Source organism: Bacteroides faecichinchillae JCM 17102 (genome assembly GCF_000614145.1).
Taxonomy (GTDB): domain Bacteria; phylum Bacteroidota; class Bacteroidia; order Bacteroidales; family Bacteroidaceae; genus Bacteroides; species Bacteroides faecichinchillae.
This window is the reverse complement of the sequence record NZ_BAKK01000007.1, coordinates 39,837-59,162: the sequence shown is the minus strand read 5'-3', so window position 1 is coordinate 59,162 and position 19,326 is coordinate 39,837. Positions and strand designations below refer to the sequence as shown.

The 19,326-nt window shown below is 37.9% G+C and carries 13 protein-coding genes and 2 pseudogenes; 10 read left to right on the top strand and 5 right to left on the bottom strand.

Annotated elements, in window-relative coordinates; genetic code table 11:
• The first annotated feature begins 138 nt into the window (after positions 1-138).
• Together JCM17102_RS05350 and JCM17102_RS05345 are read left to right on the top strand one after the other, a co-directional pair.
• Entirely contained in the window at positions 139-1,029 is an 891-nt protein-coding gene (locus tag JCM17102_RS05350) for a YitT family protein (protein WP_025074297.1), read from the top strand.
• Between the two features lie 51 nt (positions 1,030-1,080).
• On the top strand, positions 1,081-2,169 hold the full coding sequence (locus tag JCM17102_RS05345) for a phosphotransferase enzyme family protein (protein WP_025074296.1): 1,089 nt from the start codon (positions 1,081-1,083) through the stop codon (positions 2,167-2,169).
• Positions 2,170-2,203: 34 nt separating this feature from the next.
• Here JCM17102_RS05345 and JCM17102_RS05340 read toward each other — a convergent pair whose 3' ends face one another.
• The 5 genes and pseudogenes from JCM17102_RS05340 to JCM17102_RS26310 form a co-directional block, all read right to left on the bottom strand.
• Entirely contained in the window at positions 2,204-2,854 is a 651-nt protein-coding gene (locus JCM17102_RS05340; RefSeq protein WP_025074295.1) for a DUF3256 family protein, read from the bottom strand.
• A 78-nt stretch (positions 2,855-2,932) separates the two neighbouring features.
• The gene (locus JCM17102_RS05335) at positions 2,933-3,835 is read right to left on the bottom strand and encodes a DMT family transporter (protein ID WP_025074294.1); all 903 of its coding nucleotides are present in this window, start codon (positions 3,833-3,835) and stop codon (positions 2,933-2,935) included.
• Between the two features lie 10 nt (positions 3,836-3,845).
• Positions 3,846-4,601 (bottom strand): tRNA pseudouridine(38-40) synthase TruA, encoded by a 756-nt coding sequence (gene truA, locus JCM17102_RS05330; protein ID WP_025074293.1) that lies wholly within the window; start codon positions 4,599-4,601, stop codon positions 3,846-3,848.
• A 48-nt stretch (positions 4,602-4,649) separates the two neighbouring features.
• Complete coding sequence (locus JCM17102_RS05325; RefSeq protein WP_025074292.1) at positions 4,650-8,801, bottom strand: hybrid sensor histidine kinase/response regulator transcription factor; 4,152 nt, start codon at positions 8,799-8,801, stop codon at positions 4,650-4,652.
• 334 nt (positions 8,802-9,135) lie between these two features.
• A pseudogene (locus JCM17102_RS26310) lies at positions 9,136-9,662 on the bottom strand (DUF5033 domain-containing protein).
• Between the two features lie 602 nt (positions 9,663-10,264).
• Between JCM17102_RS26310 and JCM17102_RS05315 the strand changes: the two are divergent.
• The 8 genes and pseudogenes from JCM17102_RS05315 (at position 10,265) to JCM17102_RS05280 (ending at position 19,320) form a co-directional block, all read left to right on the top strand.
• The gene (locus JCM17102_RS05315) at positions 10,265-10,834 is read left to right on the top strand and encodes a DUF3575 domain-containing protein (protein WP_025074291.1); all 570 of its coding nucleotides are present in this window, start codon (positions 10,265-10,267) and stop codon (positions 10,832-10,834) included.
• 13 nt (positions 10,835-10,847) lie between these two features.
• Positions 10,848-11,243 carry a DUF3868 domain-containing protein gene (locus tag JCM17102_RS31310; protein WP_275564331.1) on the top strand — a complete coding sequence of 132 codons (396 nt, stop codon included), beginning with the start codon at positions 10,848-10,850 and terminating at the stop codon, positions 11,241-11,243.
• Complete coding sequence (locus JCM17102_RS26305) at positions 11,225-12,295, top strand: tetratricopeptide repeat protein (protein ID WP_275564330.1); 1,071 nt, start codon at positions 11,225-11,227, stop codon at positions 12,293-12,295. Before JCM17102_RS31310 ends, JCM17102_RS26305 begins: the two co-directional genes overlap by 19 nt.
• 191 nt (positions 12,296-12,486) lie before the next feature.
• Positions 12,487-13,331: pseudogene (locus tag JCM17102_RS26300) on the top strand (Rpn family recombination-promoting nuclease/putative transposase).
• Positions 13,332-14,478: 1,147 nt separating this feature from the next.
• Positions 14,479-15,747, top strand: coding sequence for an Mfa1 family fimbria major subunit (locus JCM17102_RS05300; protein ID WP_025074290.1), 1,269 nt, complete (start codon positions 14,479-14,481; stop codon positions 15,745-15,747).
• Between the two features lie 120 nt (positions 15,748-15,867).
• Positions 15,868-16,980 (top strand): FimB/Mfa2 family fimbrial subunit, encoded by a 1,113-nt coding sequence (locus JCM17102_RS05290; protein WP_025074289.1) that lies wholly within the window; start codon positions 15,868-15,870, stop codon positions 16,978-16,980.
• Between the two features lie 11 nt (positions 16,981-16,991).
• Entirely contained in the window at positions 16,992-18,332 is a 1,341-nt protein-coding gene (locus JCM17102_RS05285) for an Mfa1 family fimbria major subunit (protein ID WP_033886560.1), read from the top strand.
• Positions 18,307-19,320, top strand: coding sequence for a hypothetical protein (locus JCM17102_RS05280; protein WP_025074287.1), 1,014 nt, complete (start codon positions 18,307-18,309; stop codon positions 19,318-19,320). Before JCM17102_RS05285 ends, JCM17102_RS05280 begins: the two co-directional genes overlap by 26 nt.
• Positions 19,321-19,326 lie beyond the last annotated feature (6 nt).

Below are 19,326 nucleotides of genomic sequence, written 5' to 3'. Positions count from 1 at the left end.
GGACGCGGACGACGCAGATACTACGAGTTTATTTTAGATCCGTAGTATTCGCTGAATTCGCGTCTGGTAAATTATACAATGACAGATAATCAACCTTCTGAATAAGACACTCACTCGATAATTACACATTATCTTTATATGAAAACAGCAGCTTTAAAACCCTCTAGACAGACTATCCTTCAGGAAGCAAAAGACTACGTAATGATTGCTATCGGTATGATTCTCTACGGTATCGGATGGACTGTTTTTCTCCTCCCCAATGATATTACTACCGGGGGAGTGCCAGGTATTGCATCTATCGTATACTGGGCTACAGGATTCCCCGTACAATTTACTTATTTCAGCATTAACTTCTTTTTGCTACTATTGGCTCTAAAACTATTGGGATTAAAATTCTGCATTAAAACAATCTTCGGAGTATTTACCCTAACCTTCTTTCTATCAGTGATTCAGAAAGTATCATCAGGTATCACTCTTCTTCAAGACCAACCTTTCATGGCATGCGTTATTGGTGCATCATTCTGTGGAAGCGGTATCGGAGTCGCCTTTTCGGCCAATGGAAGTACTGGCGGTACGGATATCATTGCAGCCATCATCAATAAATACAGGGATATCACTTTGGGAAGGGTCATGTTAATTTGTGATCTTATCATCATCTCTTCCAGCTATTTTGTCTTAAAGGATTGGGAAAAAGTAGTATATGGTTTCGTGACACTCTACATTTGTAGTTTTGTGCTCGACCAGGTGGTGAATAGTGCACGCCAATCCGTTCAGTTCTTTATCATATCCAACAAATATGAAGAAATAGGACGGCATATCAACGAATATCCTCATCGCGGAGTAACAATTATCAATGCCACAGGTTTTTATACTGGTAAAGAAGTAAAAATGATGTTTGTATTGGCAAAGAAACGTGAATCAACCATCATTTTCCGACTCATAAAGGATATTGACCCAAATGCTTTTGTTTCACAAAGTGCGGTCATTGGAGTATACGGAGAAGGCTTCGATCATATCAAAGTAAAATAAAAAGCCAAGATTAAGAATAACCTTAGTATAAACTATTTAAATAAAAGATTCATGAAAGACTTATCGCAAATTGTATCAAAGTTCAAAATCCAAGGTACAGTAGAAAATATTAAACCTTTGGGGACAGGACTTATCAATGATACTTACAAAGTAAATACAAAAGAAACAGATGCCCCCGATTATGTTCTCCAACGAATTAATCATGCTATTTTCCAGAATGTAGAGATGCTGCAACTCAATATTACTGCTGTCACAAGGCATATTCGCAAGAAACTAATGGAAGCTGGTGAATCAGATATAGAGCGTAAAGTCCTGAATTTCCTGGAAACAGATGAAGGAAAAACTTATTGGTTTGATGGTGATAGTTATTGGCGTATTATGGTATTCATACCACATGCCCAAACATTTGAAACTGTCAATCCGGAATACTCTTGCTATGCCGGAAATGCATTCGGTAATTTCCAGGCAATGTTGGCTGATATCCCGGAAACATTAGGTGAAACTATCCCAGACTTTCACAATATGGAATTCCGTCTTCAACAACTTCGCGATGCCGTTGCTGCCGATGCAGTCGGGCGAGTAGCAGAGATGCAATACTATTTGGACGAAATAGAAAAACGTGCTGATGAAATGTGCAAAGCTGAACGTTTGCATCGCGAAGGCAAACTTCCCAAACGTGTATGCCACTGCGATACTAAAGTAAATAATATGATGTTCGATGAAGATGGGAAAGTATTATGTGTAATCGATCTGGATACTGTAATGCCTAGTTTTATCTTCTCTGACTATGGTGACTTTTTGCGCACAGGCGCTAACACGGGAGATGAAGACGACAAAGATCTTGATCGGGTAAATTTCAACATGGATATCTTTAAAGCATTTACTAAAGGCTATTTGAAAGGAGCCAAATCCTTCCTTACTCCTATCGAAATCGAAAACTTACCTTATGCAGCAGCGTTATTCCCATACATGCAATGTGTACGGTTTCTTGCTGACTATATCAATGGAGATACTTACTATAAGATCAAGTATCCCGAACATAATCTAGTCCGTACCAAAGCACAATTCAAATTACTTCAAAGTGTAGAAGCACATACACCAGAAATGATACACTTTATCGAGGAGTGTTTGAGCAAATAGTTAATTGAGAATAAATAATGGACAATGAACGGTATTATTTGGAGAATTTACCGTTCTTCCATTGATAAACAATAGGACGGCGGAGAAACGGCTTCAATTTTTCCGCCGTTTCTCTTGACATATAGTCCGGAGTAGCTAAAATAAATACCAATTCCGTATTTTCTTTGTTAAAGTCAGCTTTCATCAACAATATATCGGCTGTACGACGAGCTTCGTCATAATCATATATTTCTACCGAATCGGAAGCTACGAGAAAATCATCCATCACTGGGAGAGAAATGAACTGAGAGGCTGGTAGAGGTTCCCAAGCCGTTGTATAAAAGCTTATATTACTATCACAAGCAGGTGCACAAGCAGTATTAATTACACAAACAACATTCGTCGAATCACTCAATGCCAACAATTTCATCTGCCAAGTAGTTTGCGGAGACATTTGCATGCGAATATAATCTTTGCTTAAAGCAGTCATTTCTGATTTTTTACCAAATCGATTCTCAACTTCTGCTTTCATTTTACTTTCCAGAAAATCAATACAATCCTCCCGATTTACCTTCGTCAGAATAAGGTTCAGAGAATCCGGCATATTTATAAACAAAGTTTTAGCTTCCTGAGCCTGCAATGAGGCAAATGAAAATACTCCGATAACCCAAAAAGATATGTTAAAAAACAATCTGTTTACTTTCATATTATTTCAAAATTACTTTATAAAAAACAACAAGTTACAACAGAGTTTCCCCTCCATAACCTTATATTTTTAAACATTTCACGATTTCGTTCCCAAATATAAGAATATCATTCCGATTAACACTAGTATAAGGTCAATCGCTTTACTTTTTAAATTCTTTTCACGGAAGAAGAGAGCACCGAAAATGAAGGAGACAATGACACTCCCTCTACGAACCATAGAAACAATAGAGATCATGGAGTCATCATAACTGAGTGCATAGAAGTAAACAAAATCTGCTGCCGAAAGAAAAATGGAAATCAGAATGATGGTCCAATCCCAATGGAACGGAGTTGTAGATTTGCGTTTAGGCCACCAAAGCAATAATAAGATAGGACACATAATAAACACTTGATAAACATTATACCAAGACTGTACCAGCATCGGATTCAATTGTTTCATCAGATATTTATCATAAAGCCCACTGATAGCCCCCATAATAGCAGCAAGAACGATGAAATAGATCCATTTGTTATGTTTAAAGTCAATTCCTTCTTTCTTTCCCGAACGGCTTAACATAAAGAAGGAAGCAACAGCTAACAATACACCTATCCACTGATAATAATTCAATCGTTCGCCAAATACTAACATTGCCCCGACAAGTACCATCACCGGACGAGTAGCATTGATTGGTCCCACAATAGTAATCGGCAAATGCTTCATTCCAAAATAACCGAATATCCAAGAGGATAACACAATAAACGACTTAATGATAATATATTTATGTTGCTCCCACCCGGCTACCGGTACGTTAAATATGGTTCCTTCCAATAAATTGGGTCCACAGGCAGATATAAAAATAAAAGGCAGAAAAATAAGACTGGAAAAAAGTGTATTTAGAAACAACACCGGTAACACCGCATTATCTTTCAATGATTGTTTCTTGAATACATCATAAAAGCCCAGCAAAGTGGCTGATAGAAAAGCTAATAATAACCACATAATTCGTCATCTATATACTAAAAAAGATATCCTCGGGATATTCCACATTTACCAGAAACAAAGCATGTCCGGGAGCTGATGATCCGGCTTGGCAACGATCTTTCTGTTCTATGATTCGTCGAAAGCCCTCTAAAGACAATTTTCCGCGACCAACTTCGAGTAATGTACCGACAATGGCACGCACCATATTTCTCAAAAAACGGTCGGCGCGGATAGTAAACACCCAGGTATTATCTTCCTCTTGTGTCCATTCTGCATGAGTGATATGACAGATATTAGTCTTTACATCCGTATGAAGTTTACTGAAACTTGTAAAATCACTATATTCAAAAAGTAAAAGTGCCGCTTCATTCATACGTTCATAATCCAACGAATTATAAACCCTGCAACGGTATTGCCGATTGAAGGGATATTTAGCTGTTGTAACGTAGTATTTATAAGTCCGAGCCACAGCATCAAAGCGTGCGTGAGCATCCGGTTTAACCCGACATACCCGATAAACTGAAATGTCCGGAGGTAATAATCGATTTAACTTGTCAGTAACAGAATCAATATCAAGCCATTCTTCGTAATCAAAATGTGCCACCATCAGAGAAGCATGTACACCTGCATCCGTACGCCCCGCACCTATCACTTCAATATCATGACGTAGGAATGTGGACAATGCTTTCATCAGGCATTCCTGCACACTGATTCCATTAGGTTGAATCTGCCAACCGTGATAATTGGTCCCGTCATAAGCCAAATAAATAAAATACCTTTGCACGTTCGTTCCTACTTTTAAGAGTTTTCGCGTGCAAAAGTAGTCATTTTTTCATTCATAAGTAGAAGGAGTCGTGCCAAATGCGTCCACAAAATGCTTTCTAAAGGTCGGAATATCATTATACCCCACCATTTCAGCGACGTCCTGCACTCCATGTTTCTTCGTTTTCAATAAGACTGCTGCCCGGCGCATACGTACTCCGCGGATAAGTTCTATAATGGTATAATCAGTACTTTGTTTTACCTTGCGATATAATGTAGGCTGGCTCATGTTCATCTCCGAAGCCAACTTTTTCACACTGAAATCAGCTTCACAGATATTATCTTCCACAATCTTGATCACTGAACTGATAAACGGATCTTCTACTTCCACCTCATCCTTGACGGTATCTACTTCATTCTTTTCCGTTACACTATCCGTTCCCGGCAAAGTAAATAATCTTGTATATGTCTGCTTCAAAGTAATCCGCCCATTAATAAGATTATGTATCTTCGCCTTCAATATACCGGGAGTAAACGGTTTCAAAATATAGTCATCCGCTCCCATCTCCAAGCCATGAATAATATCTTCATCTTCCACCTTCGCAGTCAGCATAATAAAAGGAATATTACATGTTTCCAATCCCTCTTTCACTTCCCGACAACATTCAAATCCATCTTTCACTGGCATCATCACATCACAAATGATCAAATCCGGAAGCTCCTTTGTAGCAATATCTACCCCTTCCTGACCATTCGTTGCCATCAGTAAATTGTATTCCTTACCTAATAATACTTTCAGATAAAGACGGATATCTTTATGATCTTCCACAATCAACAGTGTCTTCTTAGATCCTGTCACAGAAGAAGTCTTCGTTTCTTCGGGCATAGATATCTCAGCAGGCACCACGACTCCCTGTTTCAAAATTTCATCTGTTGCCATATCTGCTAACAGCTGTTCCTGTTGTGATTCGAACATGCCATTCTTAGGCGTATCCGGATTAACAAAGACAACATTCGGATCATTTTCAAAGACCGTCTTTCCCAATGGCAAACTCACAACAACCTTCGTACCTTTTCCTTCTATGCTTTCTAATGAAATAATACCATGATGCATCTCCACAATATGCTGCATGAAAGTAAAGCCTAGCTGTACCGAAGGTATGTCATTCTCCAGTACCTTATCGTCCATCAATTGCTCGGTAGTCTTGACCAAACCCTTCCCATCATCTTCAACTATGATCGTAACATAATGCATCTGTCTTTCCATTGTCTCACAAACAGTCATTGACACAGTCCCGGTATAGTTTGTATGCGTAAAAGCATTCGACAACAAATTATGCAAAATTGTTTCCAACTTCTTTTTATCCACATAACATTTCAGATCCTTTTTAATCCGTTTTTGAAACTGAAATGTAATCGGATGTGCTTTTAATAACTCCCTGTAATCAAACAAATTACTATTAATTAACTTTTCTATCTGATAAGAAGCAACTTCCAGCTTTTCATTCTGGTTTCCCTGTTCGTAAATAGCCAGCAACTGATTGCAGACATCGAGCATTCGAAGTGAATTTCTGTAAGCCATCTGCGCACGGGAAGCAAAATGCGGAATAAGAGACTGTTCTTCCAGCAAATCTTTCAATGGTGCAATTATCAAAGAGAGAGGAGTCCTCAATTCCTGAACAAACAATGTCAGCAACCGATTCCTCATAGCATCTATTTCCAATTTCTGTTCATGTTTCATCTTTTCCAAATTCAAATTCTCTTTCAATATCATTTCCCGGTCACGATGCACTTGCCTGCGAATATCTCTGACCCTGAAACGGCGAAATATAAAAACAACCAAAGCAGTAACCAGCAATCCATAAATTACATATGCCCATATCGTATAATACCACTTAGACTTCACCACAATGGGAATTTCAATCGTTCCACTTTCTTTTGCATCGGGGAAAATCAATTTTGCCTCTAATATATATTTTCCCGCAGGAAGCCTATTATATCCCAATCCTTCGGATAAAGATTTCACATGCCAATCTTTATCTTCCGGTAGCAAGCGATAAGCTATCTTCCGTTGCATGGTTTCAAAGCACAGATCAGAAAAGTACAAACGGAAATCATTATTATCCGAATTAAACACCAATTCTTTCTGTACATCCGGTGAAGATGAAAGAATCATTTGTCCGTTTCTTGTCTCCCCTGCCATAATAGATTCTCCATTTACCTCCATATCTGTCAGTAGCAACTTCTGGCTACCAGTATTACTTTTTACCACCTCCGGATCAAAATAGATCAATCCTTTGGAGTCTGCCCACAACAACTGCCCGTCATGTAACCTGCAGACAGCTATGCACCCCCCTGCAGACAGATAATTATAAAAAGAATCACCTCCATTCCTGATCGTAATGATTCCCACATTATTTCCACCCCATGTATTACCCACCTGATCATCTACCATACAACTCACGTGCCCGCAAGTCAAGCCATTTCCCAGTGTATATATAGACTCAAACTTCTCCTTATCCCTACCGTCAATACGAACAATCGCATTCAGATACACTGCGTAGATCTGATTATAATTATTCACGAATACAGTCCGTACAGCAGACTCTTCCAGCCTATTCTCGCGCTCATAATTCCCCGCCAATAATAGCTGTTCACCTTGCCATTCCAATCTTTTCAGCCCCTTATTGGTTCCTAGCCAGATATTTCCTTCCTTATCTTCTGCGACCGACAACACATCGTCAATTTTTTCATTCACCGGTTCCATCTTTCTACAAACACGAGTCATCGGATCCACCTGCATCAATCCATGCGAAGTAGCCACCCACAAACGTTTACGCGAATCCATACAAAACTGATAAATGGCAACATCCAGTTTTTCCCCTTCTTTAGTCTGAAGATGAAAAGACTCTTTCGTATCCGTAGCAGGATCGATCTGTACAACTTCCCCATGATTATTTCCCAACCAGATCTTTTCATTTTTATCTTTATAAATATGATAATGCCCCAAGAAATCAGATGACTTTGTCCATACTTCAAAAGAAGTATTTATAGAAAACTCCGGAGTAGTGCTCTTCATTATTTTACCATCATTCATCACCAACCAGACATACCCTTTAGCATCTTCTACCATTCCATGTATCTGCGATTTAAACTCTTGTTTCACCCGGTTGTACATATTGTTACTAATGTCGAATTTTACAATTCCACCGCCAGCCCCACTTGTCCACAAGTTCTTTTGGTCACTATCCCAGCATACACTCATCATTCTGGTATCCATACAAAGTCCAAAACGACCCTCATTTTGCACCACCGCTTCTAAAGAATAAGGACTTTCACTAAGATTCTCATTAGCAAATTCCAATCTGAATAATCCTTCTAAAGTAGTCAAATAATAAACCTTCTTATTCTTATATGTTAAATCTGTTATAAACGAAGTAGAATAATCAACTTTATCAATTGTTCCAATTGAAATCATCCGTTCTTTTCCACTTTTCAGATCACAACATACCAAGTCACTCCACGACTTGCATATCCATAAATAACCGTTCATCAGAAATAAACGATTCACGATATTTCCTTGTTGTAGCAAGGAGGTTTTCCCAGTCGCAAGATCATATCGTACCACTCTATCCCCGTCAATGACAAGATAAAGATTCGTTTTACCATCCGCACACAAATGAGTTATATTGCCTTTCACCAGCGGTTCTACTTCCATGGTACATGACACAATTTCTTTTTTATCATCTTTTGCACGTTGGGAAGTCGAAGAGAATAACCCTTGAGTAGTAGCTAAATACATAGTATCGCCATTCCAACAAAAATCCTGAATTCCCCGAATATTGAAAGGCTTATTGAAATGAAGCGGTAAATAGATCTCCTTTTTTTTATCAAAACAAGCCATTCCACCTTGGTAGAGTTGAAGATACAGTAAACCATCATGAGATTCATCAAGAGACTTTACAACCTGATTTAAAGGCATTGAGGTTGAATCCAAACTAGTAACCAGCGGATAATTACGAAAACGAAAGCCATCATAGCGGGTAATTCCTTCATCCGTTGCCAACCATAAGAAACCTTCTTTACTAGAAGAAATATCATAAACAGTACGGTCACTTATTCCGTTCTTAATAATCACCGGTTCCGGATTCCAATGAATATCCTGTGGAAATGCCCCGCATATTTCATACAGGACCAATATTGTAAAAATTACTCCCCTCATAACTTGCTCAATGTTTGTTTATGTGCAATTATTTGTTAAATATAGAAATATCTAATTATAACAAAAGTATGTAGATGTTTTTTTTAGGAATAATTCACAATAAAATAACTCTGTCAATCCTATATAAGAATCAACAGAGTTATTCAAAATAAATCCCCAGCAATATAAGCTTACATCACATTTTGTTTAACATAACATTTTACGTTTCAACCTCTTACCTGTATTGTCTTTGTTTGTTGTTTGGTTCCTCTTTCAGACTCCTTTGAGAATAACGAACATCCCAGAGTCATTAATATTTTTCTATACCTATTGTTATTGTTTTTATCGAACAGCATCAATTCGCAGCTTTTGAAAGTGTAAAATTATAAGTACCCTGGGCAGCATCAAAATCATAGCTACCTTTGAAGCTAACCGGCACTTTCACTAAACAGTTACCTTCGTGCTTACGCGGAAATAGATGTAAGAAGTAGAAGTAAACACTGTACCACCTTCAGGAGTTGCAGAAATTGAAGCACCGTATCCCTTCCAAACGAATAAGTCAGTCACACAGTCGTAAGAAGTACCCACATAATATACTGAGTTTTTATCGATATTGAATTTCAATGATACGCAAAGTGCGAAGTTTTCCAGAAAAGCACCCGACCTTGTGCGAGCTTTATACTCAGCAGTCATCATCACAGTTTTCTTATCATTACCGGTTCCATAATATCCTTCCACATCTTCCACTTTACAGTCATAAGAAGTATCACTATTTTTACGAAGAGCTTCTAAAACGCCACGCATTTCTTCTGCTGTAACAGAAGGGATATTTTCAGATTGTATTTCAAGAGAAGCAACCTCAATTCCATATAAAGATCTCATGGATTCAAAAGATGAAGAATTATCTTCAAAACCATCACTTTCAGCATTTGAACATGCAGTGAAAGCTAACACAAGTACACAAGCTAAAAAGAGATTAATTGACTTCATAATATTTCCTCCTAAATTTTAATTCATTTTAATAATTTATTTATGAATTGTTTTTCAATTCATTGGTCACTTCATTGTTTGTTTGTTCATGTTCCTCAGGAGGGAATCTTAAAAAAATAATTATTTAATTTGGTTTCTTAGCACCTTATTTTGTTTGTCTGACACAAACATAGGGTATTTAATTCATATTAAAAAGCGTTTTCAAAGGAAAAATGAACGATTTACCACTCTTTAACGAATGAAACACAACCTATTCAAGTACTTGATCAGAATATGCAAGTATTAAATACCTATCATATGTGATTAATTCACATATGATGATAAAAATAGCACCTATTAAATACATGAATGATATGCCACTCAAAATGAAAGATATACCACACACCTTATTAATTTCCACTGAAATGGGAGAAAAGAAAGATGAATCTGCCCTTTAACGGATATTTTGAATATCCCTACTTTTGTATCGATCAACAAACAAAACCCATCATACGATGAAAAAGAAAAGAATCATAATCTTAAGTGTTGCTTTGTTTGCCTCCACCTTATTATATAGTCAGGTTGTTGGCGTAAAGACAAATGTTGTAATGGACGCGTTGAAAATCATTAATCTTGGTGCCGAAGTGGGTCTGAGTAAAAAGTTAACCCTAGATTTGTATGCCAATTACAATCCCTGGAGCTATAAAAACCAGAAGATGATGAAGATGCTTGCTTTCCAACCGGAACTCCGTTACTGGTTCTGTGACAAATTCAATGGTCACTTCGTTGGAGCACATCTTCACGGAGGCGTCTATCAGGCTGCCGCCATTGATATGCCTTGGGGCATTTGGCCGGAATTGCAAGACCACCGCTTCAAAGGGCATTTCTATGGCGCAGGTGTATCCTACGGTTACCAATGGATTTTGGGTAAGCACTGGAATCTAGAAGGGAATATCGGTTTCGGGTATGCACGTGTCAAGTATGAACAATTTGAATGTAAGACTTGTGGTGAGAAGAAAGGCGAAGGACACAAAAATTATGTGGGGCCCACCAAAGCTGCTATTAGTTTAATTTATTTATTCTAAAAACAAAACAAATATGAAAAAGATTCTATATATCCTTTTCTGCCTGCTGCCTGTACTAGGCGGAAAAGCGCAGACAATCTATAAAGATCAGATACGCATAGAAAACGAATCGGCTACACGTAGTGACGACAACCGTCTGACAGTAAGTATGGACTTCGTTCTGCAACCGAATCTAAAAATGGGTTCCAACAATGCCACCACCCTGACTCCGTTTCTCGAAGCTAACGGACACACGAAAGAACTACCTTCCGTAGTTATCTATGGTCGCAAACGCCAACTCATCAATCAACGAAACCATCAGACTCCTGAATCGGCTTACACGATTGTACGCCGTAAAGGTAAAATGGAACAAACCGTAAACTATCTGGTGCAGATCCTTATGAGGGATGGATGCGTCAGGCTAATATGAAGTTGCATGTAGATGTATGCGGTTGTTGCGACATCATAGAAGAGAATAGTGGCGAGAAAATCGCCCAATTAAATATCGCTCCTTTGAAACTTCAACCTGCAGTAGCATATATCACGCCTCAAGAAGAAGCAGTGAAACATCGCGCAGTGGAAGGCAGAGCCTTTTTGGATTTTCCGGTTAATAAATTCATCATCTATCCGGAATATCGCCGGAATGCGGATGAGCTCGCCAAAGTACGCGCTACCATCGATACAGTACGTAATGACAATAATATTAAACTTACCGGTATCAGTATTCACGGATATGCGTCTCCTGAGGGAAGTTATACACATAACACGTACTTAGCAAAGAATCGTACTCAGGCGCTTGTGGATTATGTGACCAGTTATTACAACTTTGACCACAAACTCATCACTTCAGATTCAACTCCGGAAGATTGGGAAGGTTTCCGTAAATTTGTCGTTGCCTCTACAATGGATAAGAAAGATGAGATAATTCGCTTGATGGATGATGCAACTATGGATGTAGATATGAAGGAACACAACATAGCAAAACTAGTCGGTCCACAAGCTTATCAATATCTCCTGCAAGAATGCTATCCGGCATTACGTCATTCAGACTATGTAGTAAGCTACACAGTACGCGGTTTTGACTTGGAAGAATCAAAGAAGATCATCGACAAGCATCCACAGCAATTAAGTCTGAAAGAGCTTTATCTCATTGCCCAGAGCTACAAGACAGGAAGCGAAGAATTCAACCATGCTTTCCAGGTGGCTGCCCTAATGTTCCCGAACGATCCTACTGCCAACCTGAATGCTGCCGCAGTGGAGATTCAGAAAGGTGGAGATCTGACTGTTGCCAAGAAATATCTGGCAAAGGCTGACCAAAAGGCTGCTGAAACACTTAATAATTTAGGTATCGTTGCGATGATGGAAGAAGATCTGGAAACAGCAGAAAAATATTTCAATGCAGCAAAAGCAGCAGGACTGACAGAACAAGCCAATGCCAACTTGAAAGAACTGTCAAAGAAACGAAGTTATCCTACAAAATAAAAAGTCAAAATACGATATTATTTAGAAATTCCCCTAAACCCATATAACCCAAGATGGGATAATAAGCGCACTACCTGTGAAGGCAGTGCGTTTTTATTCATCAAAAGTCAAATTATTCAAGTCACTAATGTTTGAAAATAAATGATTTATGCTATCTTGTGTATCACAAACGACTTCAACGACGATAAGAAATGGGAAGATTTATTAATCCATTTACCGATTATGGATTAAAAAAAATATTCGGCCAAGAGATATCAAAAGATTTATTGATAGACTTTTTAAATGATTTATTGAAAGGAAAGCGAGTAATAACAGACTTACTTTTCTGAACAACGAGCAACTACCGCAATATGATGAAGGAGGCGGAATTATTTACGACATCTATTGCTGTACTGATACAGGTGGAAAGATTATTGTAGAAATGCAGAACAAATCACAGTTGCATTTTAAAGAACGTGCTTTATTCTATCTGTCCAACGCAGTAGCACAACAAGGCGAAGCCGGAACAGAATGGAAGTTTAATTTAAAGGCAGTATACGGAGTGTTCTTTATGAACTTTTTGCTCAATGACAATGTTCAGTTACGTACGGACGTGATACTTGCTGACCGTGAAACAGGCGAACTGTTTAGCGACAGAATGCGCCAAATATTCATCGTTCTACCACTTTTCCGCAAAGAAGAGCATGAATGCGATACAGATTTTGAACGTTGGACTTATACATTAAAAAATATGGAGACACTGAAACGGATGCCTTTCAAGGCACGCAAGGCAGTCTTCGAGAAGTTAGAAGAAATTGCCGATGTAGCTTCTTTAAGCAAAGAGGAGCACGAACGTTATCAAAATAACGTGAATGTGTATCGTACGCATCTATACGTAATGGATGCAGCAAAAGAAGAAGGACTTAAAATGGGCCTTGAAAAAGGTCGCGAGGAAAAGCGTCTAACAATTGTCCGTAATTTAAAGTCTGCCGGAATGTCCGACGACTTCATAGCTAAAGCAACAGGAATATCTATAGAGGAAATAAGGAAATTATAAGATCTCTCTCATCTTGTCTTCGTTCTTGGAGAAAATAAAGTGGTTATTTATCGTCACTTGTCACTTTCTAACATTAAACTTCTGATAATCAATATTATGTTAGTGACAATAGCCAGTGATAATAGAGTGACAATAAGAGTTCCGGACATTTTTATTGTCACTCGTTAAATTCCTCCATATCTATATTTCCGACTATACTATAAGTCATAAGCATAAGTATTAATAGATTAGTTCTTCTCCTCCTATTACAAACTTTATTGTCTTTAATAGTAAAGTTACTTCTTATTAATTACAAGCTATAAACGAAGTTGCGTTTACATAAACAGAAGTTGCATTTATATAAACACAATCTTTGTTTGTATAAACGCAACTTCCGTTTATAGACTACTTCTAACAAAGAATAACTTCTCTATTAAAAGAAAAGAAGTTAAGTATTAAAGAACAAAAAGTTTGTTATTAATGAAATAGAGAATATTTATTAATAACAAATGGATTTCATGAAGCCAGTGTATTTCATCAATATATAAGAGCTGATATGTACCCCAAGGAGAAACATCTGTAATTCATTCAAGAAGCATAAGAACCTCTTACTCTCAAAAGAAGATCAAAATCCATCTAGTTCAACAAGAAAATAATAAAAAGCAAAGAAGAAACACCTGTGTTAAATCATAAACAAAGAGGGTTATTCATTCACAGTACATGCTATTTTATTCAATAAACGAACAAAACACCCATCTCAAACAACAAAATCAAAAGTTTGCAGAAACCACCCTGGAAATTGAAAAAAATGCCAATCTTCAAAACTACAAATCCCCCATATCTTTGCAACGTCGATAAGGGACAGACAAGTTCCTCGAAACGATTAAGAACAAAACAATTTATAAAATAACAAGTAGTAAAAAACAAATAAACAAACATCGCCTATCGAAAAAGAAAAAACAATCCCCCCTCTATGGAAGTAACCTCTTATATAGATAAGGACTTCCAAAAGTTCCTCCCGGAACTCGAACTCGCAGATGAAACAAGCTCTCACATTATTATTAATTCCAAATTCGTAATAATGACTCTCTTCTCAATAAAAGAAAGAAAAAACAAAAGTATTTTAGTATAAAAAAAGTTCAAACAATTATCATTAAAACATATCATTATGAAACTTAGAAATTTATTTTTAGCAGGTATCGCTGCGTTTGCTATGGCATCTTGCAGCAATGAAGTGGAAGGCGTTGATAACGGCGGAAACAGCAATACAGAGAAAAACGCAACTATGAGTTTTAGCATTGGCTTTCCAACAGCACCAAGAGCTGCCACTATTGACGTGGGTACAAAAGAAGAACAAACTGTTCAGAATGTCACAGTTGTATTGGTATATAACAATGGTTCTCCTATTCAAGTCTTAAAATTCTCCACAGAGAATGAGAACGACTTAACTCAAGAAGGTACAAGCATTAAAACTGCTTCTAGAGAGGTATACGCAGGAAAGGGAGTTGCTTATGTCTACATCAATCCAACTATCGAAATTAATGCAAGTAACTATTCATCAGCAACAGTAAAAGCAGCTTACACTACTACTTTGGATGGTTTAACAAATAATATTGCACAAGATAACAATTTCGTAATGTCCGGAAATGACGTCTTCGAAGCAGAAGCTGGTAACTCAAACAATAGAGCAGGCGTAAAAGTTTCTCGTGTAGCCGCTAAGATTATAGAAGAGTCACCAGAAACAGCTTTTACAGCAACGGATAACTCAAAATTGAAAATCACCCTACTAAGCTACACGTTCACTAATTTAAATAAAGAAAGCAATATGCTTCCTGGTACAATTTTCAAGCCAGAAGTAGCAAGCACCGGATACTTCCAAAACTTTGTAAGAGAATACAATTTTCAGACATTCGAAAGTGTAGGCATGGCTAAAAAAGATATTAAAGGAGAGAACGAGGAAATAGACAATGTTACTTACTGTCTGGAAAACGATAATAGCAGTGCTACTACTCAGGTATTGTACAAGGCACAAGTTGTTTTTGAAAACGAAAATGTAAAGAACCTGTATGAAGTTGTAAATGGAGATAAAGCAGGATTATATGCAAGCTTTGATGACTTAAATGCCGCTTATGGTGGTCAGTTAGAGACTGATGCTTATGGAAATTTGAATGACGGGGCAGATTACGCCGATTTCAATGAGTACGGTATTCGAAAATACACAGATGGAATATGCTACTATGCACAAGATATTATAACAACTAGTGATAATAAGGCTAAGATTGTACGTAATAACATATACAAACTGGAAGTTATGAGTATCAGAGGCATAGGTGAACCGGGAATCGATACTCCAACTCCAGGAGACCCTATTACAATGCTGGCACTTGATATTACAGAAGAGGCTTGGACAATAAACGAAAACGGTTTCTCTCTCTAATCTGCATCCCACACAGACAAACTTAATAAAGGAGGGGAAGGGACTTCCCTCTCCTCCTTACTAAAAAACAACTTTGGCAAACAAAGCATAACAAGAAATTCAATAGAAAAACTTAAAAGCATGAAACGGATATTCACTAACATACAGAAAGAAGTAAGCAAACTTATGCTACTCACCGTATTGGCTGGTGCAATCGCATCTTGTGATTCTGTCCTCGACTACGAGGATGGCGATTGTGACATCAAATACCGAGTAAAGTTCAAGTATGACTACAACATGGAGAAGGTAGATGCTTTCGCACAGAATGTGAAGTCAGTCACGCTTTATGCTTTTGATGATGAAGGCAACTTCGTCTACCAGAAAACCGATCAGGGCGAACCGTTGGCAGACGGAAGCTATGCTATGGACGTAGACATCGACCCGCAAAAATACCATCTTGTCACCTGGGCAGGACTCGACAATGAATCGTTCGCTGTTCCTGTGATGAACAAACAATCAGAAATAGAAGACCTCACCGTTCTCACGCTACGCGATGCAGTGACGCGCGCTGCCGAAGGGGACGAAGGCAAATATATTGTGAAAAAGAAAAACCTCTCACCCTTATGGCATGGCGAAGCCATCAAAGGGAAGAGCGTACTTTACACCACGCCCGCTACAGGCAATAGTGTTCGTGAAGAAGTGACCACCATCGGACTGATGAAGAACACCAACAATATACGCATCGTAGTGGCGCAAGTAAACCAACACCCGGACACTGAAATTCCGACTGCAAGGGCTATCAAAGATGATATGTTCACTTATGCCATCTACGACGATAATGGAAAAATGAACTATGACAACTCACTGATGGAAGATGTTTTGCTAACTTACGAACCGTTTGTGACAGAAACAGACAAAGTAACCACCCGCGCATTCAGCGCAGCCGATGAAGAAGCCAACACCTATCCGGCAGCAGTGGCCGAAATCAGCATAGCCAGACTGGTAGAAACCCAGAACCCGAAATTGAAAATCTACAATAAAGAGAACGAAACGGAATTGTTACCCGACGGATCATTGATCCGCTACCTCGGATTGCTAAAAGAACAAAACTGTATAGATATGCCGCTACAGGAATATTTCGACCGTGAAGATAATTATGGCATGGTTTTCTTTGTTGATGAGAACCTGACACTAATCAAAACTGTCATTCAAATCAACGACTGGGTGATAAACATTAATGATTTCGAACTCTAAATAAAAAAACAATGAGACTTTTAAAACTAACATATTATCTTTTTTTTGCGCTGGCATCAGCCATCAGCTTATTCGGATGCTCACAGGATGAGTATATGGAAGAGCAAGATGTGAAACAGTCCCAAATAAAAGCTCAGCTAATATTATCTGTTAGTACTCCTCAAACAGGTGTACGTGCTGGAGAAACGACACTCACAGGAAAAGATGTCGAGAATGAATGTCGCAAGCTCACATTGTTTATAATGAATGCTGATGGAAGTGGTATTCAGGATTACTCTGTCACTGGAGATAATTTACAAAATAAGAATTTATTTTTTAATGTAGTAACAAGTCAAGGTCAGAAAAAGATATTTGCCGCAGTGAATATGCCTGATGCTCAGATCGCTAAGATAAAAGAAGCAACAGATCATAATCCAGTACTAACAATAAGTAATATTACAGATATCACTACAGATAACAATTTCCTAATGACAGGGCAAGCTGCAACTGAAGATGGCAATATAATAATAAATATCGAGGCAGAGAAAACAACAAAAGTTAAAGCCACTCTGACACGCATCATGTCTAAAGTATTACTGACTTGTTCAACTAAAGAAGATAATGACGAATATGTAAAGTTGATACAAGATAATGGTTATATACGTTTGGATAATGTTCATTATGTCTTGGACACAACCAATAAAAAGTTCTTCCCTTTTACAAAATCAAATAATGAAGATCCAAACTTCAATATGAGTAAAACAGATGCTAGCGATTTCTTTCCGGCAACCAGTAAACCGGAAGAGGGAGCAACTGCTGTGAAATATAATGCAAGCAGAGTGCAAGAAGGCGCAAATAAATACACAGAAGGTCTCTACTGCCTGGAAAATACATTCAGCATGGATCAAGAAGATTTGACGCGTGCCAAAGAAATAACCACTTATTTGAAAATAGCAGCCAAATTCACTCCCAAAAATATTGATGGAAGCAAAAACTTACCAGAAGCTGATGCAAACAGCAAACTAACAAATGGAACTTTCTATACTTGCAAAAAAGCTCCGGAAAGTGCAAAAGAAATGTGTTACAGTACTATACAGAATGGGATTAACTACTTAAAGAATACCTATAACATTACTGTTGATAACGAAGATTTTACTACTCATGCAGGCGGATGGCAATATTACGAAGCATTTGTAAATTCACCGGTTTTCAGTGATGGAGCCAATATAGTACGCAATAATTATTACATCATCAACATAACGTCATTCACTGCTCCGTTATTAGAGAAGACGATAGAAGTGAATACCATAATATGTCCTTGGAGTATCAAAGGAAAAACCACTATTGATGTTGAAACAGGAAACAATAAATAATGGAGGAAAGAAAATGAAACAAAGAAAATATACCATATTCAGTTTACTGTTTCTGACAACAGCTATTTTCATCAGTTGTGATAGCGTATTGGAGGACGAATATACTATCTCTAACGAACAGAAACAGATAGAAGTGAGATTTGCAAAATCCTCACTGGATGGTAGCTCATTTACGTCTGCATCTGGAGTATTAATATTCTGGAAGAATACACTCGATGATTTCTTTCAGTCTAAGATTGACGATTTAGCCCAATATAGCAACAGCAAATACAATACTGGGAAATCTTATCCAAATGACTATTCTACAGTATTTGCCACCGGATATTCGCCTGCAGACATGCAGAACAGCAGTGATTTTCAAGTAATATCTTTACCTAACAAAAGTTCAGGAATTACGGATGTCTGTGTAGCAGAAAAAGTTATCAGTGGTAGCCAGACCTCTCTATTCCACGAAACAATGGAATTTGAGCACACACTAACTAAGGTCTATTTCACTGTTCAACGTGACAAGACAATGGAAGGAAGTCGTGATGTAAGAAATATCACCATCAACATCCCCAAGAGTTATTTGCCTATAGAATGGAACTATGACACTAAGGATAATAAGTACAAAATAAATTATAAAAAAACAGCAACTGACAATTTGCAATTCACACATTCAGATATTATCCATAGTACTGGTACAGAGGAATTAGGAACAGCTTATCTAATGTTGCCTACCGACAATGAAGGCAAACTAAACAATTTACATCTGACTGCAGAGATCCTGCTTATCGATGAGACTCAGATTGAAAGAAAGATTGATAGCCCATTAGATATACAGTTGTATGAGCAAGATAATGTAAGTCCAATTTCAAATGCCAAACCCGGAGAAGCATACGAAGTATGCTTCCAGTTCCAACAAAACTCATTCACGCTCATTGCCCGTCAATTGGACAATTGGGAAAAAGGAGGATTAATCTATGTACCGGTAAAACCTGGAAAATAACAAAGA